General features: G+C 74.4%; 27 protein-coding genes. 11 read left to right on the top strand and 16 right to left on the bottom strand.

The genetic code is table 11. From position 1 onward, the window contains the following. Positions 1-105: 105 nt before the first annotated feature. Together DDJ31_RS32215 and DDJ31_RS32210 are read left to right on the top strand one after the other, a co-directional pair. Positions 106-924 (top strand): SAM-dependent methyltransferase, encoded by an 819-nt coding sequence (locus DDJ31_RS32215; protein WP_127176895.1) that lies wholly within the window; start codon positions 106-108, stop codon positions 922-924. Positions 925-1071: 147 nt separating this feature from the next. Beyond that, on the top strand, positions 1072-1674 hold the full coding sequence (locus tag DDJ31_RS32210; RefSeq protein ID WP_127176896.1) for a nitrate reductase molybdenum cofactor assembly chaperone: 603 nt from the start codon (positions 1072-1074) through the stop codon (positions 1672-1674). Between the two features lie 53 nt (positions 1675-1727). On the opposite strand, the gene dnaK is transcribed toward DDJ31_RS32210, so the two are convergent. The 4 genes from dnaK to DDJ31_RS32190 form a co-directional block, all read right to left on the bottom strand. Then, complete coding sequence (gene dnaK / locus DDJ31_RS32205) at positions 1728-3608, bottom strand: molecular chaperone DnaK (RefSeq protein WP_127176897.1); 1881 nt, start codon at positions 3606-3608, stop codon at positions 1728-1730. Positions 3609-3746: 138 nt separating this feature from the next. Beyond that, positions 3747-4172 (bottom strand): OsmC family peroxiredoxin, encoded by a 426-nt coding sequence (locus DDJ31_RS32200; protein ID WP_127176898.1) that lies wholly within the window; start codon positions 4170-4172, stop codon positions 3747-3749. Positions 4173-4246: 74 nt separating this feature from the next. Continuing rightward, positions 4247-6319 (bottom strand): phage holin family protein, encoded by a 2073-nt coding sequence (locus DDJ31_RS32195; protein WP_127176899.1) that lies wholly within the window; start codon positions 6317-6319, stop codon positions 4247-4249. Between the two features lie 98 nt (positions 6320-6417). Further along, positions 6418-6819 carry a hypothetical protein gene (locus DDJ31_RS32190; RefSeq protein ID WP_127176900.1) on the bottom strand — a complete coding sequence of 134 codons (402 nt, stop codon included), beginning with the start codon at positions 6817-6819 and terminating at the stop codon, positions 6418-6420. An 83-nt stretch (positions 6820-6902) separates the two neighbouring features. Here DDJ31_RS32190 and DDJ31_RS32185 point away from each other — a divergent pair, with 83 nt between their 5' ends. Next, positions 6903-7676 carry an MBL fold metallo-hydrolase gene (locus DDJ31_RS32185; protein ID WP_164784853.1) on the top strand — a complete coding sequence of 258 codons (774 nt, stop codon included), beginning with the start codon at positions 6903-6905 and terminating at the stop codon, positions 7674-7676. After that, positions 7673-8293, top strand: coding sequence for a DedA family protein (locus DDJ31_RS32180; protein WP_127176901.1), 621 nt, complete (start codon positions 7673-7675; stop codon positions 8291-8293). The genes DDJ31_RS32185 and DDJ31_RS32180 overlap by 4 nt, the downstream gene beginning before the upstream one ends. Positions 8294-8448: 155 nt before the next feature. Here DDJ31_RS32180 and DDJ31_RS32175 read toward each other — a convergent pair whose 3' ends face one another. From DDJ31_RS32175 to DDJ31_RS32160, 4 genes are all read right to left on the bottom strand, one after another. Then, positions 8449-9594, bottom strand: a complete 1146-nt coding sequence (locus DDJ31_RS32175; protein ID WP_127176902.1) for an MBL fold metallo-hydrolase — start codon at positions 9592-9594, stop codon at positions 8449-8451. Further along, the gene (locus tag DDJ31_RS32170) at positions 9591-10838 is read right to left on the bottom strand and encodes an aminotransferase class I/II-fold pyridoxal phosphate-dependent enzyme (protein ID WP_127176903.1); all 1248 of its coding nucleotides are present in this window, start codon (positions 10836-10838) and stop codon (positions 9591-9593) included. The genes DDJ31_RS32175 and DDJ31_RS32170 overlap by 4 nt, the downstream gene beginning before the upstream one ends. A gap of 238 nt (positions 10839-11076) precedes the next feature. Then, positions 11077-11937, bottom strand: a complete 861-nt coding sequence (locus tag DDJ31_RS32165; protein ID WP_127176904.1) for a hypothetical protein — start codon at positions 11935-11937, stop codon at positions 11077-11079. 309 nt (positions 11938-12246) lie between these two features. Then, the gene (locus tag DDJ31_RS32160) at positions 12247-13041 is read right to left on the bottom strand and encodes an RNA polymerase sigma factor SigF (RefSeq protein WP_127176905.1); all 795 of its coding nucleotides are present in this window, start codon (positions 13039-13041) and stop codon (positions 12247-12249) included. Positions 13042-13322: 281 nt separating this feature from the next. Here DDJ31_RS32160 and DDJ31_RS32155 point away from each other — a divergent pair, with 281 nt between their 5' ends. Beyond that, a complete protein-coding gene (locus DDJ31_RS32155; protein WP_127176906.1) occupies positions 13323-13751 on the top strand; it encodes a CBS domain-containing protein in 429 nt (142 codons plus the stop codon). A 60-nt stretch (positions 13752-13811) separates the two neighbouring features. After that, positions 13812-14354, top strand: coding sequence for a type 1 glutamine amidotransferase domain-containing protein (locus DDJ31_RS32150; protein WP_127176907.1), 543 nt, complete (start codon positions 13812-13814; stop codon positions 14352-14354). A 120-nt stretch (positions 14355-14474) separates the two neighbouring features. Here DDJ31_RS32150 and DDJ31_RS32145 read toward each other — a convergent pair whose 3' ends face one another. From DDJ31_RS32145 to DDJ31_RS32135, 3 genes are all read right to left on the bottom strand, one after another. Next, on the bottom strand, positions 14475-14726 hold the full coding sequence (locus DDJ31_RS32145) for a DUF6158 family protein (protein ID WP_127176908.1): 252 nt from the start codon (positions 14724-14726) through the stop codon (positions 14475-14477). 88 nt (positions 14727-14814) lie between these two features. After that, positions 14815-16434, bottom strand: a complete 1620-nt coding sequence (locus tag DDJ31_RS32140) for an ABC-F family ATP-binding cassette domain-containing protein (RefSeq protein ID WP_127176909.1) — start codon at positions 16432-16434, stop codon at positions 14815-14817. A 58-nt stretch (positions 16435-16492) separates the two neighbouring features. Continuing rightward, on the bottom strand, positions 16493-17158 hold the full coding sequence (locus DDJ31_RS32135; protein WP_127176910.1) for a histidine phosphatase family protein: 666 nt from the start codon (positions 17156-17158) through the stop codon (positions 16493-16495). 69 nt (positions 17159-17227) lie between these two features. Between DDJ31_RS32135 and DDJ31_RS32130 the strand changes: the two genes are divergently transcribed. The 4 genes from DDJ31_RS32130 to DDJ31_RS32115 all read left to right on the top strand — a co-directional run bounded on the left by DDJ31_RS32130 (position 17228) and on the right by DDJ31_RS32115 (position 20546). After that, on the top strand, positions 17228-18721 hold the full coding sequence (locus DDJ31_RS32130) for a bifunctional phosphatase PAP2/diacylglycerol kinase family protein (RefSeq protein WP_127176911.1): 1494 nt from the start codon (positions 17228-17230) through the stop codon (positions 18719-18721). A gap of 174 nt (positions 18722-18895) precedes the next feature. Further along, on the top strand, positions 18896-19717 hold the full coding sequence (locus DDJ31_RS32125; RefSeq protein ID WP_127176912.1) for a methyltransferase domain-containing protein: 822 nt from the start codon (positions 18896-18898) through the stop codon (positions 19715-19717). Positions 19718-19759: 42 nt separating this feature from the next. Next, entirely contained in the window at positions 19760-19930 is a 171-nt protein-coding gene (locus DDJ31_RS32120) for a hydrophobic protein (protein ID WP_093834807.1), read from the top strand. Positions 19931-20189: 259 nt separating this feature from the next. Beyond that, positions 20190-20546, top strand: coding sequence for a VOC family protein (locus DDJ31_RS32115; RefSeq protein WP_127176913.1), 357 nt, complete (start codon positions 20190-20192; stop codon positions 20544-20546). Between the two features lie 36 nt (positions 20547-20582). Here the strand turns inward: DDJ31_RS32115 and DDJ31_RS32110 are convergent, their stop codons facing one another. Further along, complete coding sequence (locus tag DDJ31_RS32110; protein WP_127176914.1) at positions 20583-22550, bottom strand: DUF5107 domain-containing protein; 1968 nt, start codon at positions 22548-22550, stop codon at positions 20583-20585. A 151-nt stretch (positions 22551-22701) separates the two neighbouring features. On the opposite strand from DDJ31_RS32110, the gene DDJ31_RS32105 reads away from it, so the two are divergent. Continuing rightward, positions 22702-23049 carry a DUF6204 family protein gene (locus tag DDJ31_RS32105; protein ID WP_127176915.1) on the top strand — a complete coding sequence of 116 codons (348 nt, stop codon included), beginning with the start codon at positions 22702-22704 and terminating at the stop codon, positions 23047-23049. Here DDJ31_RS32105 and DDJ31_RS32100 read toward each other — a convergent pair. The 4 genes from DDJ31_RS32100 to DDJ31_RS32085 all read right to left on the bottom strand — a co-directional run bounded on the left by DDJ31_RS32100 (position 23021) and on the right by DDJ31_RS32085 (position 26769). Beyond that, positions 23021-23572, bottom strand: a complete 552-nt coding sequence (locus DDJ31_RS32100; protein ID WP_127176916.1) for a GNAT family N-acetyltransferase — start codon at positions 23570-23572, stop codon at positions 23021-23023. The two genes, DDJ31_RS32105 and DDJ31_RS32100, sit on opposite strands and share 29 nt — an antisense overlap. A 19-nt stretch (positions 23573-23591) precedes the next feature. After that, a complete protein-coding gene (locus DDJ31_RS32095; RefSeq protein ID WP_127176917.1) occupies positions 23592-23834 on the bottom strand; it encodes a LapA family protein in 243 nt (80 codons plus the stop codon). A 62-nt stretch (positions 23835-23896) separates the two neighbouring features. Then, positions 23897-24820, bottom strand: a complete 924-nt coding sequence (locus DDJ31_RS32090; RefSeq protein ID WP_127176918.1) for a S66 peptidase family protein — start codon at positions 24818-24820, stop codon at positions 23897-23899. Then, positions 24817-26769 (bottom strand): S9 family peptidase, encoded by a 1953-nt coding sequence (locus DDJ31_RS32085; RefSeq protein ID WP_164785098.1) that lies wholly within the window; start codon positions 26767-26769, stop codon positions 24817-24819. Before DDJ31_RS32085 ends, DDJ31_RS32090 begins: the two co-directional genes overlap by 4 nt. Positions 26770-26814: the final 45 nt, after the last annotated feature.

The following is a 26814-nucleotide window of genomic DNA, read 5'->3' as shown; positions in this document are numbered from 1 at the left end:
GGCTCCCGAAGACATCCGAAGACCTCCGAAGACCTCCGAAGACCTCCGAAGACCTCCGATCGGCATCTGTCGGCATCTGTTCGAGCACCGAGGAGACGTCAGCGCATGACCGCACCCGACACCGCCCCGGCGGGGCCCGCCCCCATCGACACCAGGCGCCCGCACCCGGCCAGGGTCTACGACTGGTGGCTGGGCGGCAAGGACAACTACCCGGTCGACGAGGAGCTGGCCCGCCGCATCCTGGCCGCCGACCCCACGGCGGTGCGCGGGGCACGCGCCAACCGCCGGTTCATGCGGCGCGCCGTGCGGACCGCCGCCGAGGCCGGCGTCCGCCAGTTCCTCGACATCGGCACCGGCATCCCGACCGAGCCGAACCTGCACCAGGTGGCGCAGACCGCGGCGGCGGAGTGCCGGGTGGTGTACGTCGACAACGACCCGATCGTGCTGCGGCACGCGGAGGCGCTCCTGCAGAGCACCCCCGAGGGCGGTACCGACTACGTGCACGCCGACGTCCGCGACCCGGACACCATCCTGCGGCTGGCCGCCGAGTCCCTCGACTTCGACCGCCCGATCGCGCTGTCCCTGGTCGCGCTCACCCACTATCTGGACGACGACACCGACGACGCGCACGGCCTGGTCGCGCGGTACGTGTCGACGCTCGCGCCGGGCAGCTTCCTGATCCTCTCCCAGGTCACCCCCGACCTGAACCCCGAGGCCATCGCCAGGGCGACCGAGCTGTTCCGGCGCGGCGGCACCCCCTTCCATCCCCGCCCGCTGCCCGAGTTCTACCGCTTCTTCACCGGCCTCGACCTGCTGGGACCCGGGGTGATCCCGGTCTCGGGCTGGCGTCCCGAGCCGGAGGACGTGGCCGCGCAGGCGGAGGGCGTGGTGCCGGTGTACGCGGGGGTGGCCCGCAAGCCCTGACCCGTACGGGTGCCGTGAACAGGTGCGCTCCCCGGCCCGGCCCTAGCGTCGAGGCACGGGCCGGGCCGGGCCGAGCGAGGGAGCGCGGGTGAGCGGGACACACAGAGCGGGCGGGCGCCGGGCGCCGGACGACCCCGAGGAGGGCTGATGCCGTCGGACGCCGTGCTGTACCAGGCCGCCGCGCTCTGTCTGACCCGCCCCGACGACGATCTGCGGGCCAGGCTGCCGCTGCTGCGGGAGGCGGCGCCGCAGTTGCGGGAGTTCGCCGACCACGCGGCGCTCACCCCGGCCGCGGAGCTGGCGGCGCACTACGCGCGGGTCTTCGACTCCCGGCACAGTCTGTATCTGAGCCGGTGGCGGACCGACGAGGTGCCGGACGCCACGCACGACCCAGACGGCACGGACGACCCAGACGGCACGGACGGTCCTTCGCTGACGCGCTACGCGGCGCGCTATCGGGCGCACGGGCTGGAGTTCGCCGGTGCGGAGCCGCCCGACTTCCTGCCCGCTGTACTGGAGTTGGCGGCCCGCACCGGTGAGACCGGGCTGCTCACCGACCATCGCGCGGGCCTGGAGCGGCTGCGGGCCCGGCTCACCGCGTTCGGCACCCCGTACGCGTCCGTGCTGGACGCGGTGTGCGCGGCGCTGCCCGTCGGCCCGACCGGCCCCACCGGCCCCGTCGGCCCCCTCCGCCCTCCAAGCGAGGAAGGGCCCCCCGGTCCCCGGCGGTCGCCGGGAGCACGGGAGTAGGGCCCGGCGGGCGGGTCAACCGGGCGGGTCAGGGGGCGGTCTCGGCGGGCTGGTCAGGTCGCGGTGCCGCCCTTGCCGCCGTCGCGTTCGTCGTCCACGATCTCCGCCTCGACGACCTCGTCGTCGTCCGCCGCGGGCGGTGCCGTCCGTTCCCCGGCCTCCTCGCCGCCCGGGGCGCCCGGGGTCTGGGCGTACATCGCCTGGCCCATCCGCTGGCTGACGGCGGCGAGCCTGTCGACGGCCGTGCGGAGCGTGCCGGTGTCGGTGTCGGTCTGGCCGAGAAGCGTCTTGACCTCGTCGACCGCGCCCTGGACCTCCGCCCTGGTGTCGGCCGGGACCCGGTCCTCGTTGTCCTGGACGAACTTCTCGGTCTGGTAGACGAGTTGCTCGGCCTGGTTGCGGGTCTCGGCGGACTCCCGGCGCCTGCGGTCGTCGTCGGCGTACTGGTCGGCCTCCCGCATCATGCGGTCGATGTCGTCCTTGGGCAGGGCGGAGCCGCCGGTCACCGTCATCTTCTGCTCGCGCCCGGTGGCGAGGTCCTTCGCGGAGACGTGCATGATCCCGTTGGCGTCGATGTCGAACGCGACCTCGATCTGCGGGATGCCGCGCGGGGCGGGCGGCAGCCCGGTGAGGTCGAAGACACCGAGCTTCTTGTTGTAGGCGGCGATCTCGCGTTCGCCCTGGTAGACCTGGATGCCGACCGAGGGCTGGTTGTCGGCGGCGGTGGTGAAGATCTCCGAACGCCGGGTGGGGATCGTGGTGTTGCGCTCGATCAGCTTCGTCATGATGCCGCCCTTGGTCTCGATGCCGAGGGAGAGCGGGGTGACGTCGAGCAGCAGCACGTCCTTGACGTCGCCGCGGATGACACCGGCCTGGAGGGCCGCGCCGACGGCCACCACCTCGTCGGGGTTGACGCCCTTGTGCGGGTCCTTGCCGGTGAGTTCCTTGACCAGTTCGGTGACGGCGGGCATCCGGGTGGAGCCGCCGACCAGGATGACGTGGTCGATCGCGGAGAGCGGCACGCCCGCGTCCTTGACCGCCTGGTGGAACGGTGCCGTGCAGCGGTCGAGGAGATCGGCGGTCAGCTCCTGGAACTGCGCCCTGGTCAGCTTCTCGTCGAGGTGCAGGGGGCCTTCGGCGGACGCGGTGATGTACGGCAGGTTGATCGTCGTCTCGGTGGAGCTGGACAGCTCGATCTTGGCCTTCTCGGCGCCCTCGCGCAGCCGTTGCACCGCCATCCGGTCGGCGCCGAGGTCGATGCCGTACTGCCCCTTGAACGTCTTGACCAGCCAGTCCACGATCCGCTGGTCCCAGTCGTCGCCGCCGAGGCGGGTGTCGCCGTTGGTGGCCTTGACCTCGATGACGCCGTCGCCGATGTCGAGGAGGGACACGTCGAAGGTGCCGCCGCCGAGGTCGAAGACGAGCACCGTCTGCTCCTCGCCGCGGTCGAGGCCGTAGGCGAGTGCGGCGGCCGTCGGCTCGTTGATGATCCGCAGCACCTTGAGGCCGGCGACCTCACCGGCCTCCTTGGTGGCCTGCCGCTGGGAGTCGTCGAAGTAGGCGGGCACGGTGATCACGGCGTCGGTGACGTCCTCGCCGAGGTACGCCTCGGCGTCCCGCTTCAGTTTCTGCAGGACGCGCGCGGACAGCTCCTGCGCCCGGTAGCGGGTCCCGTCGACGGAGCCCTCCTCTGGGAAGCGCCAGCCGGCGTCCCCCATGTGCCGCTTCATGGAACGTGCGGTGCGGTCGACGTTCGTCACGGCCTGCCGTTTGGCGACCTCGCCGACCAGCACCTCACCGTTCTTCGCGAAGGCCACCACGGACGGGGTGGTCCTGGCGCCCTCCGCGTTGGCGACGACCGTGGGGTCGCCGCCCTCCAACACGGCGACCACGGAGTTCGTGGTGCCGAGGTCGATCCCGACCGCGCGTGACATGGCTGTCCCCTTCCGCCGGGCACTCTCGTCGATCCAGCACAGGACGTGGCTGGACGGTTCAGCGTGCCGGGTACCCGCGAACGGCGATGCCGCGCACCGGGGACCGGGCGCGGCACCGAGGGTTGAGCGGTGGTGACCTCAGGTGAGCTGGGCCGACAGGGTGATGGTGGTGCCGGCGAGGGCCTGGCTGACCGGGCAGTTCGCCTTGGCGTCGGCAGCGGCGGCGGCGAACGCCTCGGCGTCGATGCCGGGGACGGTGCCCTCGACCGTCAGGTGGATGCCGGTGATGCCCTCACCGGGCTGGAAGGTGACGTCCGCCGAGGTGACGAGCCTGGTGGGCGGGGTGCCCGCGCCGGCCAGGCCGTGCGAGAGGGCCATCGAGAAGCAGCTTGAGTGGGCGGCGGCGATCAGCTCCTCGGGGCTGGTCTTGCCGTTCGCCTGCTCGGCGCGCGAGGGCCACGACACCGGCTGCCCGCCGATACCGGACGAGTCGAAGGTGACGACGCCGTTCCCCCTGAGGAGGTCGCCTTCCCAGACGGTGTGTGCGGAGCGCGTGGTGGCCACGGTAAATCCTTTCGGATCAAGGCTGTTGCCTGCGAGTACGGAACCCATCCGATCACACTCGGCGGCGCCCTGTCTCAGGCCACCCTGCGCTCCTGCTCCTCCCGCCCCACCGTCAGCGGCACCTGCGGCCCGTCCGACTCGCGCAGCCAGCGGCGCAGTACCTGGTGCACCCGCTCGGCGCCGACCAGTTCCCGCCCGTCCTCGACGGGCGCGGACAGGTCGAGCGGGGAGAGCAGGAAGGGGCGGCCCTGGGCGCCGCCGAGGCCGCCGTGCGAGCCGATCTGCTCCTCGAAGGCGAGGACCTCGCCCTCGTCCGGGTCGTGGAAGGAGTTGACCATGATGTCGGCGGTGTGCGGGAAGGAGTGGGTGCGGCGGACGGCGTCGGCGGCGCCTGGTCCGAACGCGGCGAGCGGTCCGGGGTCCTCGTCGAGCCGGTCGAGCGGGATCTCGGCGCCGTGCGCGCCGAGGACGACCCCGCCGTGCCTCTCGCTGCGCACCAGCAGGAAGCCGATGCCGGGGTGGTGGGCGAGCGTGGTGAGGAGGGCGGGGTGGCGGGCGTCGATCTCCTCCTTGGTCATGCGGTGCGGCACGTCGGGGAAGGAGACCAGGCCGAGGTTGCCCGAGGCCAGCACGATCGGCTCGGAGCGGCGGCCGCCGTGCCGGTGCTCCTCGACGCCCTCCTCCACCGGCCTGCGCAGCGCGGCGCGCACGGCGGCGCGGGCCTCGGTGCCGCTGCGGGTGCGGCGGGCCCGGCGCGGCACCGGCAGTCCGCAGCCCGCCCGCACCAGGTCGGCGAGGCCGAGGCCGTAGCGGGCCCTGAACGTCTCCCCCGGGCTCTGGCCGTGGTCGGAGAGCAGCACGATCCGGTACGGGCGCGGGGCGTGCTCGGCGACCTTCTCGATGAGCGCGAGCGAGCGGTCGAGGCGGGCGAGGACCTTCTCGGCGTCGGCGCTGTGCGGTCCGGAGTGGTGGGCGACCTCGTCGTAGGCGACGAGGTCGGCGTAGACGGCGGTGCGTCCGCCGAGCATGTCGCCCATGACGGCGGCCACGACGACATCGCGTTCGACGACGGTCGCGAAGGCGCGCACGACGGGGTAGAGGCCGCCCCTGCCGACCCGCGGGCGCTGCTTGCGGGCGCGGGCGCGGGTGGACTGGGCGATCTCGCGGGCGATCTCGGCGAAGAAGGACAGCGCGGTGCGCACGGCGTTGGCCGGGTCGGAGAAGTAGGCGAAGTAGCCGGCCCGGGAGCGGGTGCTGCGGCCGCGGCGGCGGGCGGCGATGGACAGCACCAGGGCCTGTTCGTCGGCGCCGCCGCCGAAGAGGTTGCCGCGGCTCGCGCCGTCCCGGGTGAGGAGGCCGCCGTCGCCGGTCCGCTCGACGGCCCTGCGCTGGAGTTCGGCGGCGCTGGTGGGACGGTTGCAGACCATCACCTCGCGGGTGTCCTTCTCGTACCAGCGGAAGGCGGGGATGTCGTCGTTGCTGCCGTGCAGGATGCCGAGCTGGCTGGCGCCGGTCTGGCTTGACCAGTCGGTGCGCCACGGGGTGAGCCGGTGGGTGCCGTCGGCGAGGAGCCGGGCCACGGTGGGCATGACGCCCCGGTCCGCGGCGGCGAGCAGCACGTCGTGGCCGACGCCGTCGAGTTGCAGGAAGACGGTGCCGGGGACGAGCGGGGAGGGCGGGTGACGGCGTCTTCGGCGGTCGGCGAGGCGGTAGAGGCGGCGCCGGTAGGCGTCGTCGTCGCGGACGGCGAGCGCGCCGCCGGTGGCGGAGGCGACGGCGGACATCACGGCGGCGACCACGACGGCCGTCTCCGGGGCGGCGCCGCCGCGCGAGGCCGGGTTCAGGCGCAGCGCGAGCAGCAGCAGCGCGCCGTTGAGGAAGAAGACCAGCAGGCCGAGGACGAGGGCGGGCACCAGCAGCAGCATCCGCACGAGCAGCGGCCAGACCAGGGCGGAGAGCAGGCCGAACGCGCCGGCGCCGAGCGCGGCGGTGACCGCGATGCGGGTGGCGCTGTCGCCGTCGGGCGACTGGATGCTGAAGTCGGGCAGGAGCCCCGCGAGCACCAGCATGGTGACCGTGGAGGCCGCCCACACGGTGACGCTCCGCCCCACCTGACTGACGACCCGCCGCCAACGCCCGCCGCCCACGCCCGCCCACCTCACGTCCCGGTCCGTCACCTCGACGGACCCGCCTCAACCCTGCCACACGGCACCGACAGGGCCCCTGGGCGGTGGTGGAGGGGGAGCTAACGGCCGTCGTACCCGGCGGTCGGCATGGAGAGTCTGCGGTGGACGCGGGCCTTCATCTGGGCGTCGTACGCGGGTTCGGCGCTGCCGACGGTCTCGACGCGGACGCCGCGCCTGGCGCACTCGGCGGTGAACTCCTCGACCGACGACAGGGCGCTCTCCAGCACCCGGTGGCTGGGCGCCACGAAGAGGTCGACGCCGGCCCGGACGCCGTCCCACAGGACGCAGTGGTCGGCGCGGAGTCCTGACACCAGCAGTTCCCTGCTGACCCGGTGGCCGCGCTCGGCCGCCCAGCGGGCGCACATCGCGTGCTGGCTGCGGGAGTCCACCAGAAAGGGGTCCGCGTCCAGTTCTTCGAGCGGCGTCAGACTCGCGATGGCCGTGATCCGCAACGGTCCCATGGCGCCCCCTCACCTCCGGGTTTCGCCGCCGACCCTACTCCTGCCCGTACGCTTCGGGGGAGTCGCACGAAGGAGGCAAAGAGGTGCCGGTGGAGATCACCTGGTGGGGTCACGCCACGTGCACGGTGGAGGACTCCGGCGTACGCGTCCTCACCGATCCGCTGTTCGCCCGCCGGCTCGCGCATCTGCGCCGTCGGCGCGGGGCCGTGCCACCCCCGGACGCCTGGCGTGCCGACCTGGCGCTCGTCTCCCATCTGCACGCCGACCACCTGCACGTTCCGTCACTCGAACGGCTCGCGCCCGGTACCCGGCTGCTGGTGCCGCGCGGTGCGTCCCGGACGGTCCCCGGGCTGCGCAGGCTGACCCGGCTCACGCTGACCGAGGTGGCGCCAGGCGATCTGGTGCGGGTCGGTGACCTGGCCGTCCGGGTGGTGTCGGCGCGGCACGACGGCCGGCGGCTGCCGGTCGGGCCGCACCGCTCCCCCGCGCTCGGGTATGTCGTGGAGGGCGAGGGGCGCACGTACTTCGCGGGCGACACCGGTCTCTTCGACGCGATGCCGGACGAAGTCGGGCCCGTCGACACGGCGTTGCTGCCGGTCGGGGGGTGGGGGCCGTACCTCGGGGAGGGGCATCTGGACGCCGGCCGGGCCGCCGAGGCGCTGGCGCGGCTCGCGCCCGCCAGCGCGGTACCGGTGCACTACGGCACGTACTGGCCGATCGGGATGGACGCCGTGCGCCCCCATGAGTTCCACGCGCCGGGCGAGGAGTTCGTGCGCCTCGCGGCCCGCAGTGCGCCCGGTGTGGCGGTGCACCGGCTGGGGCACGGCGAGAGCGTCCGGCCGGAGGCCACCCGGTGATAGCTCTGGCCGTCACGTCGACGTCGACGGAGTCGGCGCAGCAGGCGATCGGCTATCCGACGCTGTTCCTGCTGGTGCTGGTCGGCGCGCTGCTGCCGGTGATACCCACCGGCGCGCTGGTCAGTTCGGCGGCGGTGGTGGCGTTCCATCAGACGGCGCCGTTCGCGATGGCGCTGGTGTTCGTGACGGCGTCGCTCGCCGCGTTCCTCGGTGACGCGGCCCTGTACTGGCTGGGCCGGCGCGGGCTGCGCTCGCGGGGCGGCTCGCGGTGGCTGGAGGCGATCAGGTCGCGGGCGCCCGAGGAGCGGCTGGCGCAGGCGCAGGGCAAGCTCGCCGATCACGGGGTGACGGTCCTGGTGCTGTCCCGGCTGGTGCCGGCCGGGCGGATACCGGTGATGCTGGCCTGTCTGCTGGCCGAGTGGCCGCTGCGGCGCTTCGCCCGCGGCAATCTGCCGGCCTGTCTGGCCTGGGCGGCGACGTACCAGCTGATCGGGGTGCTGGGCGGTTCGCTGTTCCCCGAGCCGTGGGAGGGCGTGGTCGCGGCGGTCGCGCTGACCGTGCTGGTCAGCGCGGCTCCGCTGGTGTGGCGCCGGGCCAGGGGGACCCGCCCCGCGTAGCGCGGGACGGGTGGCCGGGGCCTGTCGGGACTCGACGGGGCCATCGACGCCTGACGGGGCTCGGAGGGGGCTCGGCAAGGCTCGGCGGGCCGGTCTTCCCGTCCCCTCGCCTCGCCTCGCATCCCTTCCCCTTCCCGCCCCTTCCGGTGCGTCCGCTAGTCCGTCCGGTCCAGTACCCGGGAGCCGCCCACCGGCAGGTCCCAGAGGTCCTCGCGGGGCAGGCCCGCGCGGGTCCAGGCGGCGCGGACCCGGGTGAGGGGTTCCAGGACCGGTTCGGCGGAGAGCACGAAGGTGCCCCAGTGCATCGGCGCCATCCGGCGGGCCCCGAGGTCCTGGGTGGCGCGCACCGCCTCCTCGGGGTCGCAGTGCACGTCGCTGAGCCACCAGCGCGGGTCGTAGGCGCCGATGGGCAGCAGGGCGAGGTCGATGCCCGGGTAGCGGCGGCCGATCCGCTCGAACCAGTGGCCGTAGCCGGTGTCCCCGGCGAAGTAGACGCGCTGTCCGTCGGCGGCGGTGAGCACCCAACCGCCCCACAGGGTGCGGCAGGTGTCGACGAGGCTGCGCTTGGACCAGTGGTGGGCGGGGACGAAGTCGAAGCGGACGCCGCGTAGTTCGGCCCCCTCCCACCAGTCGAGCTCGGTGACCGAGGTGAAGTGGCGGCGCCGGAACCAGGAGGCGAGCCCTGCCGGTGCGAACACCGGTGTGTCGCGAGGGAGTCGGCGCAGGGTGGGGGCGTCCAGGTGGTCGTAGTGGTTGTGGCTGATGACGACCGCGTCGACGCGCGGCAGCGCGCTCCAGGCGACGCCGACCGGGGTGACCCGGGTGGGCGTGCCGAGGATGCGGCGGGACCAGACCGGGTCGGTGAGGACGGTCAGGCCGCCGACGCGGATCACCCAACTGGCGTGCCCGGCCCAGGAGACGGCGATCGTGTCGCTGTCCACGCGGGGCAGCGGTCCGGGCTCGAATGGGATCAGCGGGACGTCGGCGAGGCCCTCGCGTCCTGGCCTGACGGCGCCCTCGCGGGCGAACCTGGCCATTGCCTTGAGGCCGGGCAGCGGGGCGGTGAGCCGGTCGTGGAACGCCCGTGGCCAGTATCTCCGTTCGCCCAGCGGGCGGGGTTCGGCGAGCGGCGGGAAAGGGGGCGCGAGCACCTCGGACCCCGGGCTGGCGGTCGCCGTCCCGACGGTTCGGCTGGTGGCGGTGGTCGCGCGGGTACCGGTGTCGGTGCCCGGATCGGCACCCGGGTGGGTGTCGGGGTCGGTGCTCGTCGTGGTGCTGGTCGACTCGGACTGGTGCGTCATCGCGTGTGCTCCCGTCGCTGAGCGTCGTCACGAAGGTCTTCGAAGACCGACTTCACCCGCGTCAACGCGCGTTGCACGTGCGGCAGTTCCAGCGGCGTGGGTGAGGTGAGACATTCCGTGCGCTCCGCGTCCGTCGCGCCGAGCAGCGGCCGGGTGGACAGCCGGACGCGCAGGGCGCCGACTCCGTCGCCGAAGCGGTGGCCGCCGGGTACCGGGCTGCCGAGCCTGGCGGTGAGGAAGTCCTCCAACTCCTGGGCGTCGCCGACGCCGTGGGCGGTGAGCGCGGGCCGCAGCGGGTCCAGGTCGGCGTAGAGGTGGCGCCCCGCGCGCGGCGGGCGGGCCACGGCACCGGCGGCGACGACGGTGGTGTGCAGGGCGGTGGCCACGCGCGCGTGCAGGGCGGTGGCGGCGGCGACGCGGTCGGTGACGGGCCCGGGTTCGGCGAGGGCGTATCCGGCGGCCGCGGCGACCGGTGTGGCGACGCGGGCGCCGAGCGCGGTGAGCACGTCGAGCACGCGCGCGTGCAGGCGGGCGCCGCCTTCCCCCCGCTCGAACCGGGCGACGGCGGCGGGCCAGCCGGCCGGCAGCAGCGCGCCGGACAGGTCGGTGACGACGGTGACCCGGTCGGGAAGCATCTCGGCGGGGCTGAGCGGCACGGTGTCCCGGGGCGGGAACAGGGTGTCCCGCCAGGTCTCGTCGCTGACCAGGTGGAGTCCCTCGGCGGCGGCTGCCTCCACGCACGCGTGCAGGAGTTCGGGGGGTGCGACGGTGCCGGTGGGGTCGTCGGCGACGGACAGTACGAGCAGCTTCGGGTCGCCGCCCTCGGCGCGTATCCGGCGGACGGTCTCCAGGAGGGCGTACGGGTCGGGAACGCCCCCGCACTCGGCGGGGGTCGCGACGTGGAACACCGGCCGGCCCAGCAGTCGCGCGTACGGCGCCCACCAGGCCGCGCAGGGTCTTGGCACCAGGACGTCGCCGCCGAGCGCGGCGGTCAGGGCGAGGAGCAGCGCGGGGGCTCCGGGGGCGGCGGCGACCCGGTCGGCGTCGGCGGGCAGCCCGCGCCGCGTCCAGTAGCCGCAGGCCGCCTCGCGTATCGCGGCGCCGCCGCCGACCGGTTGCTCGTCGCCGGCGCCGGCGGCGCGCGCGACGACGTCCCGCAGCGCGTCGAGGACGGGGAGCCCGTCGCCCGCGCCGCCGGGCCCGAACCGTACGGGTCCGTGCCCCGAGGGGTCCGTCCGCCGCATATGTGCCTCCGCGCGTTCCTGGTGCCACCGCCGCCACCGGCGTCCTGTGAGCCGGCCCGCGGACCGCCGGCCGGCTGCCGGGCGCCGTCGGCCCGTCTGCCCCGGTTGTCCGTCCGGTACGCCCCACGGGGCACGTGTGACGTACGGGAACCTTCGGTCTCCAGCGTGCCCGGGTGTCCTGGAGTCCCGCTCGCCGGGCGGCCGGTGGGCGCACCCGTCGGCGGGGGCGCGGGGCGGGTCAGTGGCCGACGGAGCCGTTCCGTCGCAGCAGCCGGTGGGCGGCGGCGCCGAACGCGCCCGCGATCAGGACTCCGCCGGCGGCCAGCGCGGGCACCGAGTCGGTGAACGTGCCGCCCGTACCGGCCTGCACACCGTGGTGGACGGCGTCGCCCTCGCAGTGCTCGCCGCGGGGTTCGGCGCACGGCCTGCCGCCCTCGTGGTCGGGGCCGCCCTCGCAGCGCTCGCCCCACGTCCCGGCGCAGGGCCTGCCGCCGTCGTGTCCCTGGCCGATCCCGCAGGAGTCGCCGGGGGGTCCGAGGCAGGGCTTGCCCGCCTCGTGGTCGGGGCGGCCCTCGCAGTGCTCGCCCCGGGGTCCGGGGCACGGCTTGCCGCCGCCGTGGTCGGGCCGGCCCTCGCAGGACTCGCCCCGCGGGTCGGCGCAGGGCTTGGCGTCACCCCGGTCCACGCTGAAGGTGGTGCTCCACGGCTTGCCCGGACGGCCCGGTGCCCCCGGGCAGGTGCCGTCGACGCTCCAGGCGGAGTCGCGGGTGACGGGGTCGGGGCCGCCGCCCTCGAAGGCGTCGGCGCTCTTGACGCGGGCGGTGCCGCGGTAGACGGCCGGTGCGCCCTTGTCGTCCTTGCCCGGGGCCCGTTGGAGCCGGACGGTGCGCTCGTCGAAGCCCTGGGAGGTGGCGTCGAGGGTGGCGGGCGCGGGCGGGCCGCCGGGTTCGCAGGTGACCGAGACGGTGACGTTGCCGCCCGGTGCGACGGTGTGCGGGCTGACCTCCGCGGCCGGTCCCGCGAAGGCGGCCTGCGAGGCCGCGCAGAACGCGGCGCCTGCCAGCGCGGCGGAGGCGAGAACGCGGGCGGTGCGGCGCATGGGGCGGGCTCCTTCGGCGGACGGCGGGGGCGCGGACCGTGGCCCCGCTGCCATCACAGCCCGCCGGACGGCCCGGCGCGCGCGGCCGGACACCATTCGCGGGACACGCACCGCCGACCGGGTGACCTCGAACGCCCCCGGCTCCCCGAACCACCCCCGGCCCCTGAACCGCCCCCTACTCGCTGACCCCCGCCGACCCCGAACCTCTCCGGCCCCCGGACCTCGGCCCCTTGGACCCCCGGTTCCCCCGTTCCCGCTCCTGTTCCAGTGCCCGGTCCCCCGTGTACCGGGCTGCCCCCGTGCCCTGAGTCAGGCGGCCTCGCGGAGCACCTGGTTGCGGACCCTGGTGCAGCTGCGGTTGATCAGGCGGGAGACGTGCATCTGGGAGATGCCGAGCTGTTCGGCGATCCGGCTCTGGGTCATGTCGGCGAAGAAGCGCATGTAGAGGATGGTCCGCTCGCGCTCGGGCAGCGCAGCGAGCCGGGGCGCGACCGATTCGCGGTCGACGACGGTGTCGAGGGCGGGGTCGGCGAAGCCGAGGGCGTCGCTGAGGGAGTAGCCGTCGTCGCTGCCGGGCATCTCCGCGTCGAGGGAGAGCGCGCTGAAGCTCTCCAGGGCCTCAAGGCCGGCCTTCGCGTCCTCCTCGCTCATGCCGGCCCGCTCGGCGATCTCCGCGACGGTGGGGCGCCGTCCCGCGATGGTCTGAGAGAGGTCCTGGTGCGCGATCCGCACCCGGTTGCGCAGGTCCTGCACCCGGCGCGGCACGTGCAACGTCCACATGTGGTCGCGGAAGTGCCGCTTGATCTCGCCGGTGACGGTCGGCACGGCGTAGCTCTCGAAGGCGTTGCCAAGCGCCGGGTCGTAGCGGTCGACGGCCTTGACGAGGCCGAGGGCGGCGACCTGGCGCAGGTCGTCGAAGCTCTCGCCGCGGCTGCGGAAGCGGCCCGCGAGGCGGTCGGCCATGGGCAGCCAGGCCTCGACGATCTCCGCGCGCAGGGTGTCGCGTTCATGTCCCGCGGGCAGTCCCGCGAGCTTCAGGAAGGCGTCCGCGGTGTCGGGCGCGTCGTGGTGCGAATGGCGCTTCGGGCTGACTCCAGTAGGCATGATGCTTCGCAACTCCCTTGATGATGACCTGGGTTGGACGGGCACCGTGGGAGTGTGGAGGCGCCAGGACAGGCGCGACCGTGACGGCTCACGCCGGTCCCACGGACGTGCCTCCTGTCCGAAGCACTGACCGTCCGCCTGCCCCGGGCTTCCCGCCACAAACACCGGCAACCGGCCTGCTTCGGTCGGCTTTCGGCCGCGTCCCATCGAGCGGGCTCCGGTTCGGTCCGCCGTCCTCGGGTACGCGGTCGTCTGCCCCGACTACTGGAGGGACGACGGTGATGGCGGATTTCGTCAGGCAGGTCATGACGGCGGGGGTGGTCGCCGTCCGCCCGGACGCGTCGCTCGTGGAGGCGGCGCTGCTGATGCGGACGCAGGACATCGGTGATGTGGTGGTGGCGGACGGCCAGCGGATCGTCGGGATGCTCACCGACCGCGACATCACGGTGCGCGCGGTCGCGGACGGCATCGATCCGCTGACCGTGAGCGCCGGCTCCGTCTGCACGCCCGATCCGGTGATGGTGCGGCCGGACGACCCGGTCCCGGCCGCGGTGGCCCTGATGCGGGCGCACGCGGTACGGCGGCTGCCGGTCGTCGAGGACGGCATGCCGGTCGGCATGGTGAGCCTCGGTGATCTGGCCGGGACGGAGGACCCCGGCTCGACCCTGGCCGAGCTGAGCCGGCCGGGCGCACCCGACCGGCCGCACTGACCGCACGTACGGCGGCCCGCGCACCGCGGCGACCGCCCCGAAGGGAAGGAAGCACCCCTCATGCGCATCGCATTCCTCAGCGCGCCCGAAGGCGTCGAGCAGGTCGAGCTGACCGAGCCCTGGCACGCCGTGCGGGACGCGGGTCACGAACCCGTGCTGGTGTCGACGGAGCCCGGTGAGATCCAGGCGTTCGACCACCTCGACAAGGCGGACACGTTCCCGGTGGACGAGGTGGTGGGCTCGGCGACGGCGGCCGGCTTCGACGCCCTGGTGCTGCCGGGCGGGGTCGCCAACCCGGACGCGCTGCGCACGGACGAGCGCGCGGTGTCGTTCGTGCGGGACTTCTTCGACCGGGGGCTGCCGGTCGCCGCGATCTGCCATGCCCCGTGGACGATGATCGAGGCGGACGTCGTACGCGGCCGGACGCTGACGTCCTGGCCGAGCCTGCGGACCGATCTGCGCAACGCGGGCGCGACCTGGGTGGACGAGCGGGTGCGGGTCTGCGACCAGGGCCCGGGGAAGCTGGTCACCAGCCGCAGGCCCGACGACCTCAAGGCGTTCTGCGGCGCCTTCCTCGACGTCCTCGCCGAGCGGAGCGCCTGACGCCTGACGGACGGGCCCGGCCGAGCTGTCAGAGGCCGGGCGAGCCTGACGGACGGGCCCGGCCGGTCTGCGGGAGGCCGGTCTGCGGGAGGCGGACGCTGCCGGAGGTCGGCCGGGCCGTCAGAGGCCGGGTGCCGTCGCTGACGTGCCCTGGCCGCGGTCCCTGGCGCCCTCGCGGGTGCGGCCCGGCGCGACCGGGCGGCGGGGGTTGCGGCGCAGGTACTCGCCCTCCAGCTCGGCCATGCGGTCGTTGTGCGCGCGCAGGGCGCCGTTCGAGGCGTACAGCAGGGTGTCGTGGCGTGTGCGGTGGATCGTCTCCAGCTCTCTCATGAGCTGCTGGTCGTCCAGCCTGCTGGGGTCGACTCCGGTCATGGTGGTGCCCCGCTCGTCGTCGGAAACGGCCTCCGGTGAGGGGTGCCGTGGAGCCGGCGTCTCCGTCTCCACTGTACGAACAACGGCGCTAGCGGGCGCGTTCCACCCGGCGCTCGTCCCACACCGGTTCCGGGGTCTCGCGGACCCGGCCGTCGGCGCCGAAGACCAGGAAGCGGTCGAAGGAGCGGGCGAACCAGCGGTCGTGGGTGACGGCGAGGACCGTGCCGTCGAACGCCTCAAGGCCCTCCTGGAGGGCTTCGGCGGACTCCAGGTCGAGGTTGTCGGTCGGCTCGTCGAGCAGCAGGGCGGTCACTCCCTGGAGTTCGAGGAGCAGGATCTGGAAGCGGGCCTGCTGGCCACCCGAGAGCCGATCGAACGTCTGTTCGGCTTGGTTGGTCAGCTCGTAGCGGCGCAGCCGGGACATGGCCGCGCCCCGGTCCTGGGAGTGCTCCGCCCAGAGGATGTCGAGCAGGGTGCGGCCGCGCAGCTCCGGATGGGCGTGGGTCTGCGCGAAGTGCCCGGCCACCACCCGCGCGCCGAGCTTCCACTGCCCGGTGTGCGCGACGTCGCCGCCGGCGAGCAGCCGCAGGAAGTGCGACTTGCCGGAACCGTTGGAGCCGAGCACCGCGACCCGCTCGCCGTAGAAGACCTCCAGGTCGAACGGTTTCATCAGGCCGGTCAGTTCGAGCCCGGCGCAGGTGACGGCCCTGACGCCGGTCCTGCCGCCCTTCAGCCGCATGGTGATGTCCTGCTCGCGTGGCGGCTCGGGCGGCGGTCCCGCCTCCTCGAACTTGCGCAGCCTGGTCTGCGCCGCCGCGTACCGGGAGGCCAACTCATGGCTGATGGAGGCGGCTTGACGGAGATTCAGGACCAGCTTCTTCAGCTGTGCGTGCTTCTCGTCCCAGCGCCTGCGCAACTCCTCGAAACGGGCGAAGCGTTCACGGCGGGCCTCGTGGTAGGTGGCGAAACCGCCGCCGTGCACCCACGCGTCGGCGCCGGTCGGCGAGGGCTCGACGGAGACGATCCGCTCGGCGGAGCGGGAGAGGAGTTCCCGGTCGTGGGAGACGAACAGGACCGTCTTGCGCGTCTCCCTCAGCCGCTCCTCGAGCCAGCGCTTGCCGGGGACGTCCAGGTAGTTGTCGGGCTCGTCGAGGAGCAGCACCTCGTCGGTGCCGCGCAGCAGCGCTTCCAGCACCAGCCGCTTCTGCTCACCGCCCGAGAGGGTGCTGACCTGCCGCCACTGGGCCTTCTCGTACGGCACCCCGAGCGCGGCCGTGGTGCACATGTCCCAGAGCGTCTCCGCCTCGTAGCCGCGCACCTCGGCCCAGTCGGAGAGGGCCTGCGCGTAGGCGAGCTGGGCGGGCTCGTCGTCGACGGTCATCAGGGCGTGCTCGGCCCTGTCGACGGCGCGGGCGGCCTCCTGGATGCGCGGCGCGGCCACCGAGACCAGCAGGTCGCGCACGGTCGTCTCGTCGCGCACGGAGCCCACGAACTGGCGCATCACCCCGAGGCCGCCGGTGACGGTGACGGTCCCGCCGTGCGGCTTCAGCTCGCCCGAGATCAGCCGCAGCAGGGTCGTCTTGCCCGCGCCGTTGGGGCCGACGAGCGCCACGGACGAGCCTTCACCGACCCGGAACGACACGTCGCCGAGCAACGCCCTCCCGTCGGGGAGGTAGTACTCAAGATGCGCGGCTTCGAGGTGTCCCATGGGGTCGCATTCTGGTCGCCGCCCGGCGGCGCGGGCAAACGCTTAACGGCCGGGGCCGTCACGCGGGGGTGCCGTCCCCGGTGACCGGGGAGCCCGCGGGGCCGCCCTCGCCCGCGGGTGACACCGTCGCCCCGGCCCACGACAGGGCCTTCCAGCCGTCGCCCGGCGAGCCTTCGAGGATCACCACGCCGGTGTTGTCGAGGCGGTTCCGCTCGGCGAACGCGAGGTCGACGTTGCCCGCGCGGGCCGCGGCCCACACCCGGATCGCGGCACCGTGGCTGACCATCGCGACCGTGCCCGCCCCGCTCGCCGCGGCCTCGGCGACGACACTGTCGTAGCGGCCGAGCGCCTCCGCGCCGTCCTCGCCGCCCGGCATCCTGAGCGCGGTGTCGCCCGCCGCCCAGGCGAACGCGGTCCGCATGTAGAGCAGGCCGCGCTCGGAGTCGCCCGGGAGCATCTCCAGGTCGCCGGCGGACAGCTCGCGGATGCCGTCGCGGACGACGACGTCCAGGCCGCGCGCGGCGGCCAGCGGGGCGGCGGTGAGCTGGGTACGCACCAGCGTGGAGGCGTACAGCGCCTCGATGTCCTCGTCGGCGAGCGCGTCGGGCAGGGCGCGGGCCTGCCGCTCCCCCAGCTCGGTGAGACCCGGCCCGGGTACCTCGGTGTCGAGCCGGAAGTCGACGTTCGAGGGGGTCTGGCCGTGGCGGACGAGGATCAGGCGCATACGGGTCCTTCCGGATGTCAGCGGCCGTCGCCTGGACAAGAAACGGCCACTTCAGGGTACGTGGAGCGTATGACGCCAGATGTCGACCTCACCCTCCCGGTCCCCGGCCCCCACCGCGTGCGCCGCGCGCTGCTCTCGCTGGACAGCGACCTGTTCGAGTTCGCGGCGGAACGGAGGTGGCCCGGCGCCGGGCCCGTCCTGCCCCGGCTGAGCCGGAGCGCGAACCACGGGATGCTGTGGCTCGCGGTGGCGACGGCGATGGCGGCGGGCCGCACCCCGCGGGCCCGCAGGGCCGCCGCCCGGGGCATGGCGTCGCTCGGCCTCGCCTCGCTGACCATCAACACGGTCGGCAAGCGCTCGGTGCGCAGGCCGCGGCCGGGTCTGGACGCGGTGCCGCTGTCCAGGCGGCTGAAGCGGCAGCCGATCACCACGTCGTTCCCGTCCGGGCACGCGGCGTCGGCCGCCGCGTTCGCCACCGGGGTGGCCCTGGAGTCCCCCGGGTGGGGCGCGGTGGTGGCGCCGGTGGCGTTCTCGGTGGCGATGTCCCGGGTCTACACCGGTGTGCACTTCCCGAGCGACGTGCTGGCGGGCGCGGCGCTGGGGGCGGGCGCGGCGTTCGCGGTGCGGGGCCTGGTGCCGCCGCCGGTCACGGCGGCCCCCGCGACCGGGCCGGGCTGCGCGGCCCCCGCGCTCGCCGACGGCGCCGGGCTCGTCCTGGTGGCGGACACCGACACGGGCGGCGCCGACCGGGTCAGGGCGGTGCGCGAGGCGCTGCCGGGCGCGGAGGTCGTCACCTGTCCGCCCTGGGAGGTGCGGACGGCGCTGGAGAAGGCGGCGGCCCGTGCCCGGGTGCTCGGGGTGTGCGGCGACGACGGCACGGTGAACGCGGCGGCCGGGATCGCCCTGCGGCACGGCCTGCCGCTCGCGGTGCTGCCGGGCGGCTCGCCCGGCAGGTTCGCCCAGGACCTGGGTCTGACGCGGGCCGGTGACCTGGTCGGCGCGGTGCGGCGGGGCGAGGCCACCCGGGTGGACGTCGGCCGGTTCCGCTCGGGCGACCGGGAGGGCGTCTTCCTCAACAGCTGCGGTCTCGGCGTCCACCCCGACCTGGTGCGGGAGCGGGACCGCTGGTCGGAGTGGGTCGGCGAGTGGCCCGCCGGGATGCTCGCGGCGCTGCGCGTGCTGCGCGCGGGCCACCGTCCGATGACGGCTCGGGTCAACGGCAGGGAGCGTCCGCTGTGGCTGCTGTCGGCGGAGAACGGCGCCCACGAGCGGACGGGCATCGCGGCGGGCCACCGTCTCGACCTGGCGGACGGGCTGCTCGACGTCCGGGTGGTGCACGGCGGAAGCCAGCCGTCCGGGCGGCTGCTCGCGGCCGCGGCGGCGGGCCGGCTGAGTCGTTCCCCGGTCCACGCGGCCGTCAGGACGGACCGGCTGCGGCTGTCGGACGTCGAGCCGGGGACGCTTCTCGCCCACGACGGCGAGGTGACGGAGGTGTCGGGCGAGGTGACGTTGGACAAGCTGCCCGGCGCCCTCACGGTGTACCGGCCACTGCCCGTGAACTGACACCGGCTGACACCGGCTGCTACCGACCGACGCCGCCTGACATCACGTCAGTCCACATGGCAGGACGGCGGTCTCATCATGCGACATGCGGGCGTACCGTGAGGCGTACCGCGACGAGGTCGTGCCCACGTCCCCGTGAGCGGGCCGACGAGACACGACGTCAGGGGACCAGCCATGTCGAGGCCGCAGGAGACCGCCGTCTACACGCACGGGCACCACGAGTCGGTGCTGCGCTCGCACACCTGGCGCACCGCCGCCAACTCCGCGGCCTATCTGCTCGCTTCGCTGAAACCGCACATGAAGGTCCTGGACATCGGCTGCGGCCCCGGCACCATCACCGCCGACCTGGCCGCGCTGGTCCCCGACGGCCACGTCACCGGCGTCGACCGCGCCCCCGGCATCCTCGACACGGCGCGCGCCGAGGCGGCGGGCCGCGGTCTGGAGAACGTCGACTTCGCTGTCGCCGACGTGCACGCCCTCGACTACCCGGACGACACCTTCTGCGTGGTCCACGCCCACCAGGTGCTCCAGCACGTCGGCGATCCGGTGCGGGCGCTGCGCGAGATGCGCCGGGTCACCAGGCCGGGCGGCTTCGTCGCCGTGCGGGACGCCGACTACGCGGCCATGACCTGGTACCCGGCCTCCCCCGGCCTCGACGACTGGCTCGACCTGTACGAGACGGTGGCCCGCGCCAACGGGGGCGAGCCGGACGCGGGCCGGCGGCTGCGGTCGTGGGCGCTGGCTGCCGGGTTCACCGACATCACGGCGACCTCGGGCACCTGGACGTTCGCGACGCCCGAGGAGCGGGCCTGGTGGAGCGGCCTGTGGGCGGACCGGACGGTGGCGTCGGCGTACGCGGACCGGGCGGTCGGGGGCGGGCACGCGACACCGGAGCGGCTGCGGGCGGTGTCGGACGCCTGGCGGGAGTGGGGCGCGCGGGAGGACGGCTGGTTCGGTGTGCTGCACGGGGAAATCTTGTGCCGAAAGGATGTCTGAATCTGCGTATCCGGGTTAACCGGTGTGCAGGAGGTTCACACAATGGTTCCGATTCTGCTTGTTCTTCTTCTCGCCCTGATTCTCTTCGGCGCCGGTTTCGCGCTGAAGGTGCTCTGGTGGGTGGCCCTCGTGGTCATCGTGCTCTGGCTGCTGGGTTTCCTGGTGCGCGGTACGAACGCGTCCGGTGGCCGCGGCCGCTGGTACCGATGGTGACGCGGACACGTTCCCGCATGCGGGAGAGCGGCCCCGGGGGGCCTCGGAAGAACTGAATTCCACCAGGAATTCCAGAAAGGCCCGCGCCGATCCAGGCGCGGGCCTTCCGCACGTCCGCCGCACGTCCGCCGCACGTCCGTCGCCCGGCCGCCGCCCGCCCGTCGCGCGCCGTCGCCTCGTCCTCGGCCCTCCCCCGGCCCCCGCCCGGAACCGGCGGAAACGATCACCCGCGGGTCCGCGCCCAACTAGGCTGCGGGGCATGGAGATTCTGGGAGCGACGCTGCGGATCTGCGTCGAGGACATGGAGAGCGCGGTCCCCTTCTACGAGCGGCTGGCGGGCGGTACCGCGCTCCGCTCCGAGCGCGGCGGTGTGCGGGTGGCCGCCATCGGCTGCTTCCTGCTGATGAGCGGGGACCCGGCCCAGCTGGAACTGTTGCGGAAGATCGCCGCGACCATCGCCGTGAAGGACGTCGACGCCACCCACCGGGTCCTCACCGAGCTGGGCGCGCGGGTGATCGCGGGCCCGGTGCCGACCCCGGCGGGCCGCACCCTGATCGCGATGCACCCGGACGGCAGCGTGTACGAGTACGCGGACCGCAACCTCCCCACCCTGTAAGGCCGTTGACGCCATTCCCGGCCCGCGGCGGATGCGTCAGGCGGGCTCGGGCGGACGCATCCTGAAGTCGTAGCGGGCCGGCAGGGGGCCGTCGTCGAGGCTGCTCCACAGCAGGCCCAGGGTCTCGGCGCCCTCGCGCAGGTCGGCGACCTCGAAGCCCGCGTCGAACACGGCGCGCGCCTCGGGCCGCCGCCCCTCCGCGAGCAGCAGCCGCGCCTCGATCAGCCGGAACCTGCCGCGCTCCCGGGTCACGGGGTGCAGCCGGTCCCAGACGGACCGTGCCGCCGCCGTCCGGCCGGCCGCGAGCAGCGCGTCGATCGCCTCGCGGCCGAGGGCGGCCGTGGCCGCCGTCCAGGGTTCGCCGTCGTCGCGCCGTTCGCGGCAGAGGCCGTCGAAGGCCTCCGTGTACCGGTCGGCGGCCCGCTCGCGGTTGCCGCCCTCCCGGTCGGCGACGGCGAGGCAGCGCAGCGCCGGCCAGCGCGAGGGGGCGAGCCGGAGGGCGCGCTCCCAGCTGCGGACGGCCTGGGCGCGGTCGCCGGCGTGCCACTGGGCGACGCCGAGGTGGTACTCGGTGAGCGGGGTCGCGGGCGCCGTCTCCAGCAGCTCGCGCCAGTGCGGGGCGACCAGGGTCCCGCCCGGCGGGCTGACCCGGCGCGGTTCGGGCAGATGCCCCGTGCGCAGCAGGACGAGCCAGGGTTCCTGGTCCTCGCCGAGGGTGCTCGCGGGGAACGGGGTGCCGGGCAACTTCCAGTCGGCGCGCAGCACTTCGAGGGCGCCCCAGCCCGATCCGGTGGCGAGGATCTCGACGGGCGCGGTGTCGGCGTGCGCCGTCCAGGCGGCGTGGGCGGCCTCGACGTCGGCGCGGGGCAGGACGGTTTCGAGGCGGGCCTCGGCCGCGGCGACGGCGGTGTCCCACGGGCCGCGCGGGTCGGTGTCGAGCGGTCCGTACACCTCGAGCCAGGTCACCTCGCTCTCCGCGTCGAGGCTCACGTGTTCCAGTTGGGTGCGGGCGAGCCCCGACTGGATCTCGCAGTAGCCGCCGGTGCCGGGTTCGGTGAGCCACTCCTGCCAGCGGCGCCCGCCGTCACGGTGGCCCCACACGAACAGCTTGCGGCCGCGCAGCACGTCGGTGGAGGTCTGGACGAGCCCGTGGCCTTCGTCGTCGAGGGCGGCGATCCAGCGCCGCCCGTCGTCGGTGAGGTCGTAGAAGTAGTCGGCGGCGTAAGGGCTGTTGAGGGGGCGGGTGCGGTCGATGCCGTCGTGGTCGGGGACCGGGACGCGGCGCAGCCTGCGTTCGTGGCCGAAGTGCCAGGCCGCGGTGGCGGGCACGAGGACGCGGCGGTCCTCGGGGACGGCGGTGTTGGACCACCAGTAGGTGGGCGTGGGGTGCTCGTGCGGGTTGCGGACGCGGACGCCGACATGGAGGAAGTCGGCGCCTGCGGGCAGCCAGAGGTCGATCTGGAAGGGCAGGTCGCGCAGCCGTTCCCACTCCCAGAGGCGGAGCATCTCGCCGCCGTCGGGGGCGGGCACCCGGGCGGCGTGCAGCGGGGCGCAGGCGAGGGTGGTGTGGCCGGTGGCGCCGATGTTCCATTCGATCCCGCCGGAGAACCAGGCGCCGTTGAGGGCGAAGTCGGCGGGCTGGAACACCGGGTTGCGGTACAGGAGTTCGCGTCCGGTCGGCTTGTGGAACAGGGAGACGAGCCGGCCGCCGAGGCCCGGCAGGACGGTGGCGCGCAGCCGGTCGTTCTCCAGGACGAGGGCGGTGAGGTCTCTGGGCGCGCGGGTGCGTCCGTAGCCGTCACGGATCCGGACCGGGAGGAGGCTGCGCAGCGGGGCGTGGCCGAGCCCGCGGGCCAGGTCGCGGGGCAGGTCGTGGTCGCGGTCCCGGTCGTCGGCGCGGTGCACCTCGTCGAGGGGGCGCAGCGGGGGCAGCGGGTTGTCCGGGCCCAACTCGGCGGCGGGCAGCGTGAGTACCTCACGTCGGATCGTCGTCACGATCACCATGGAAGCCGCAAGCCGGGCGGCTGGCCAGGGGACCTACCGGTCAGGATTGGGCAAAGGCGGCACCGGGGGCGGGGCGGGAAAACGGGTGGGCCGTCGCCGCCGGCCGACATAGGGTCGGACCTTTGCACGGCGACGACGCGGGAGCGCGCGGATGAGCGAGCAGCACACCTACCGGGTGATCGTCCGGGGGACCTGGGACGGCCTGACCGACGAGGCCCGCGAGCGGCTGCTCGCCGAGGCCGCCGACCACGGTCTGGCCGGCATGCGGTTCAGCGAGGAGGGGTCGCTGACCTACGAGCCCGTGCCCCTGAAGCACTTCTCGATGCGGTACGTGGTGGTGTCGGACGCCGAGGACGGCCCGGAGATGGCGGGCGCGATCGCGGAGGACCGGGCCGAGACGGCGCTGCGCGCGCTGGGCTACGGGTGGGCGGGGCTGCGCTCGACGGTGACCGACATGGACACCATGAAGATCAACCGGAAGTCCGCATCTCGGCGGTGATCGCCCACCGCTCGTGGTCGCGCCAGGCCCCGTCGATGAAGATCATGGCCGGTGAGAAGCCTTCGAGTCGGAACCCGCAGGCGCGGGCGAGGCCGATGGAGGGCGCGTTGCCCGGCTGGACGTTGATCTCCAGCCGGTGCAGCCGCATCGGCCCGAAGGCGTGGTCGACGACGAGGTCGAGGCCCTCACGCATCAGGCCGCGCCCGGCGGCGTGCGCGAAGGCGCCGTAGCCGAGCGCGCCGCACCGGAAGCCGCCCTGGACGATGTTGTTGACGCTGACGAACCCGGCGATGCCGCCGCCGTCGCGCTCGCAGAGCAGGAACCCGGCCTTGGTCGGGTCCTGGATGAGGCGGCCCGCGTAGGCGGCGTAGGCGTCCTGGGTGTCGGGCGGGAAGAGCCACGGGTGGTGCAGGTCCTTGCTCTGCCTGGCCCGCGCGGTGAACTCGTCGGCGTCGTCGTGGGTGAAGGGGCGGATGCCCACGCGGGGGCCTTCGGCGAGGTAGCGGGATCCGGTGTGCGGCATCGCGCCAGGCTACGACCAATCAGCGGCGCCGTCTCATGAAGTAGGCGCCGAAGAGGGCGCCCACCACCGCCGTGCCCAGCAGCGCCGTCCACAGCGGCAGGGTGACCTCGGGGATGATCACCCGGACCCTGGTCTCCTGGGTGTTCTCGAAGATGAAGATCAGGGCGAGGGCGGCGAGCACCAGGACGGCGATCCTGCCGGGTGTGAACACACCGCGCCGCCCGTCCGCCCTGATGCCGCGCTCGGTCGTCTTCCGGCTCATGTTCCCAGGGTGGACCCGGGGCGCCCGTCACGCGCGGTGAGGCGGGTCCGCGGGGCCCCTGGTCAGCGCAGGGCGGGCTCGTCGAGGGTGAGGGTGGCCGCGTCGGCGTCCAGCTCGGCGGTGACGCCGAAGGGGATGGTGCGGGCGCCGGGCGCGTGGCCGAAGCCGAACTCCTCCACGACCGGGACACCGAGCCCGCCGAGCCGGTCGAGGAGCATCGGGCGCAGCCGCTCGTAGGGGTCGCAGTCCTGCCAGGACCCGAGGAGCAGCCCGCGCACGCCGTCCAGGAGGCCCGCGCGCAGCAGCTGGGTCAGGGCGCGGTCGAGGCGGTACGTCCGCTCGCCGACGTCCTCAAGGCAGAGCAGTCCGCCGCGGGCGCCGGGGCGGGCGTGCGGGGTGCCGAGGTCGGCGGCGAGCAGCGAGAGGCAGCCGCCGAGGGTGACGCCCCTGGCCCGGCCCGGTACCAGCGGGGTGCCGTGGGAGGTGAGGGTGCGGACGGTCTCGGGGGCGAGGAGGGTGGCCCTGAGGTGGTCCTGGGCGAACGTGTTCTTCACGAAGTCGACGCCGGCCGCCATCGGCCCGTGCAGGGTGACCAGGCCGAGCCGGACGGCGAACGCCTCGTGCAGCGTGGTGATGTCGCTGAACCCGACGAACACCTTCGGCCCGGCCGCCCGCATCGCCTCCCAGTCGAGCAGGTCGACGACGCGTTGGGCGCCGTAGCCGCCGCGGGCGCAGAGCACGGCGTCCGTCGACGGGTCGCACCAGGCGTGCTGGAGGTCGGCGGCCCGGTCGGTGTCGGTGCCCGCCAGGTAGCCGAACTTCCCGTGCCGGTCCAGGACATGGGGTGCGACGACCGGGTCGAGGTCCCAGCCGCGCAGCACGTCGAGGCCGGCGGCGAGCCGCTCCTCGGGGACCGGCCCGCTGGGGGCGACGACGGCGATCCGGGCGCCGGGTGCCAGCCGCCGCGGCCTGAGCAGTTCCCTCACCCGGACAGCTCCAGCTTCGGCACGTCGGGCGGGTTCAGGCCGAACACCTGGGCGTACAGGGAGAGTTCGGCCTCCAGGGCGCGGACGATCGTCTCCGCGCGGCGGAATCCGTGGCCCTCGCCCGCGAAGGTGAGATAGGCGTGCGGTGCCCGTCGGGCGTCGATGCCGGCCAGGAACCGTTCGCACTGGGCGGGCGGGCAGATCACGTCGTCGAGGCCCTGGAGGAGCAGGAACGGCGCGGTGACCTGGTCGGCGTGGCCGGCCGGCGAGCGTTCGGCGTACCTCTCGGGCACGTCGGCGAGGGGGCCGACGAGGCTCTCCAGGTACTGGGACTCGAAGTCGTGGGTCTCGCCGTCGCTCCAGCCGGAGAGGTCGAGGACGGGGTAGAGGATCGTGGCGCAGGCGTAGACGTCGGTGGTGGTGAGGGAGGCGGCCGAGGTCCAGCCGCCCGCGCTGCCGCCGCGGATCGCGAGCCGGCCCCGGTCGGCGGTGCCCTCGTCGGCGAGGGCGAGGGCGACGGCCGCGCAGTCCTCGACGTCGACCACGCCCCACTGGCCGCGCAGCCGGTTGCGGTAGGCGCGGCCGTGTCCCGTGGAGCCGCCGTAGTTGACCTCGGCGACCCCGATGCCGCGCGAGGTGAAGTAGGCGATCTCCAGGTCGAGAACGAGCGGCACCCGGCTGGTGGGTCCGCCGTGCGCCCACACCACGTAGGGCGGCAGCGTGCCGTCGGGGCCGGTGAACCCGGGGTGGTGCGGCGGGTGGATGTGGGCGTGGATGTCGCGCCCGTCGGGGCCTGTGAAGGTGCGGGCGACGGGCTGCGGGTAGTAGGCGGGGTCGACGGCGTCCCGGTGCGCGGCGCCGATCACCCGGGCCCGGCCGGTGCGGACGTCCAGTTCGACCGTCTCCCAGCCGCTGCGCGGGCCGGCGGCGACGGAGACCACGCGGTCGCCGTGGGCGGCGAGGGTGGCCGTGAACTCGGTCCAGGGTCCCGCCGCGTCGACGACCTCCCCGGTGGCCGGGTCGAGTATCCCGAGGGTGGCGGCGCCGCGTCCGTGCACGACGGCGACGAGCCCGCTGTCGAGGGACGCGAACCAGTTCTGCCCGAGCTTCCACAGCGGCCCGGCGAACTCCTCGTCGCGCGGGCAGAGCGGGGTGCCGTCGCGGTAGAGGTTCCACCAGCCGGTGCGGTCGCTGGCGTACAACAGGGAGCCGTCGGGCGCCCATTCGGCCTGCGGGACGGATTCCTCGGGGCCGCCCGCGACGGTGCGGGGCGTGCCGAGGGTGCCGTCGTCGAGAACGTCGGCGACGAGCAGGTCGGTGCCGTCCCACGGCATCAGCGGGTGGTCCCAGGCGATCCAGGCGGCCCGCGCGCCGTCCGGCGAGAGGCGGGGTCCTGTGACGAACCGGCGCCGGTCGTCGGTGAGTTCACGGACGGCGTGCCGGTCCTCGGCGGCCGAGCCGTCCAGCGGGACGGCGGCCAGGACGCGCCGGACGTCGGCGGGGCCCTCGCCGGTGAACTCCTCCAGGACGCACCAGACTTCGCCGCGCTCCACCCGCACCTGCGGTTCGGCCCAGCGCAGTCCGCCGCCGACCCCGGACACGGGCGTCAGCGGGCGGGGTTCGGCGCCCGGCTCCCAGCGGTAGAGGCGCTGGTCGGCGAAGTTCGCGAACACCAGCAGCGGCCGGCCGTCGGCGACGACCCCGGTCCACGGCACGCCGCCGTACTCGATGACCCGGCTGCGCACGTCCCAGGGCGCGGGCAGCGCGGACTCCTCGGTGCCGTCGGCGTGCCGCCTGACCAGGGTCCTCCTGCCGCCCTCGGCGGGCCGCGGCTCGGTCCACCAGACCTCGTCGCCGACGAAGCCGACATGGTCGGGCCGTCCGTCATGGGCGGCGGCGAGCGCCGCGTCGACGGGTGAGGGCCAGGAACCGTACTCCAGGACCCGCATGGTCTCCCCCTTCATCAGGCTTCATGATCCGGTTCATCAGGCTTC

The sequence above is a fragment of the Streptomyces griseoviridis genome, assembly GCF_005222485.1.
GTDB lineage: Bacteria > Actinomycetota > Actinomycetes > Streptomycetales > Streptomycetaceae > Streptomyces > Streptomyces hintoniae.
This window is presented reverse-complemented; position numbering and strand designations above follow the sequence as displayed.

Excerpts from the sequence above, each read along its gene's own strand:
- DDJ31_RS32215 (WP_127176895.1), top strand. The coding sequence starts at position 106 with ATGACCGCACCCGACACCGCCCCGGCGGGGCCCGCCCCCATCGACACC.
- DDJ31_RS32210 (WP_127176896.1), top strand. The coding sequence starts at position 1,072 with ATGCCGTCGGACGCCGTGCTGTACCAGGCCGCCGCGCTCTGTCTGACC.
- dnaK (WP_127176897.1), bottom strand. The coding sequence starts at position 3,608 with ATGTCACGCGCGGTCGGGATCGACCTCGGCACCACGAACTCCGTGGTC.
- DDJ31_RS32190 (WP_127176900.1), bottom strand. The coding sequence starts at position 6,819 with ATGGGACCGTTGCGGATCACGGCCATCGCGAGTCTGACGCCGCTCGAA.
- DDJ31_RS32175 (WP_127176902.1), bottom strand. The coding sequence starts at position 9,594 with ATGACGCACCAGTCCGAGTCGACCAGCACCACGACGAGCACCGACCCC.
- DDJ31_RS32170 (WP_127176903.1), bottom strand. The coding sequence starts at position 10,838 with ATGCGGCGGACGGACCCCTCGGGGCACGGACCCGTACGGTTCGGGCCC.
- DDJ31_RS32165 (WP_127176904.1), bottom strand. The coding sequence starts at position 11,937 with ATGCGCCGCACCGCCCGCGTTCTCGCCTCCGCCGCGCTGGCAGGCGCC.
- DDJ31_RS32160 (WP_127176905.1), bottom strand. The coding sequence starts at position 13,041 with ATGCCTACTGGAGTCAGCCCGAAGCGCCATTCGCACCACGACGCGCCC.
- DDJ31_RS32155 (WP_127176906.1), top strand. The coding sequence starts at position 13,323 with ATGGCGGATTTCGTCAGGCAGGTCATGACGGCGGGGGTGGTCGCCGTC.
- DDJ31_RS32150 (WP_127176907.1), top strand. The coding sequence starts at position 13,812 with ATGCGCATCGCATTCCTCAGCGCGCCCGAAGGCGTCGAGCAGGTCGAG.
- DDJ31_RS32145 (WP_127176908.1), bottom strand. The coding sequence starts at position 14,726 with ATGACCGGAGTCGACCCCAGCAGGCTGGACGACCAGCAGCTCATGAGA.
- DDJ31_RS32140 (WP_127176909.1), bottom strand. The coding sequence starts at position 16,434 with ATGGGACACCTCGAAGCCGCGCATCTTGAGTACTACCTCCCCGACGGG.
- DDJ31_RS32135 (WP_127176910.1), bottom strand. The coding sequence starts at position 17,158 with ATGCGCCTGATCCTCGTCCGCCACGGCCAGACCCCCTCGAACGTCGAC.
- DDJ31_RS32130 (WP_127176911.1), top strand. The coding sequence starts at position 17,228 with ATGACGCCAGATGTCGACCTCACCCTCCCGGTCCCCGGCCCCCACCGC.
- DDJ31_RS32125 (WP_127176912.1), top strand. The coding sequence starts at position 18,896 with ATGTCGAGGCCGCAGGAGACCGCCGTCTACACGCACGGGCACCACGAG.
- DDJ31_RS32120 (WP_093834807.1), top strand. The coding sequence starts at position 19,760 with ATGGTTCCGATTCTGCTTGTTCTTCTTCTCGCCCTGATTCTCTTCGGC.
- DDJ31_RS32115 (WP_127176913.1), top strand. The coding sequence starts at position 20,190 with ATGGAGATTCTGGGAGCGACGCTGCGGATCTGCGTCGAGGACATGGAG.
- DDJ31_RS32110 (WP_127176914.1), bottom strand. The coding sequence starts at position 22,550 with ATGGTGATCGTGACGACGATCCGACGTGAGGTACTCACGCTGCCCGCC.
- DDJ31_RS32105 (WP_127176915.1), top strand. The coding sequence starts at position 22,702 with ATGAGCGAGCAGCACACCTACCGGGTGATCGTCCGGGGGACCTGGGAC.
- DDJ31_RS32100 (WP_127176916.1), bottom strand. The coding sequence starts at position 23,572 with ATGCCGCACACCGGATCCCGCTACCTCGCCGAAGGCCCCCGCGTGGGC.
- DDJ31_RS32095 (WP_127176917.1), bottom strand. The coding sequence starts at position 23,834 with ATGAGCCGGAAGACGACCGAGCGCGGCATCAGGGCGGACGGGCGGCGC.
- DDJ31_RS32085 (WP_164785098.1), bottom strand. The coding sequence starts at position 26,769 with ATGCGGGTCCTGGAGTACGGTTCCTGGCCCTCACCCGTCGACGCGGCG.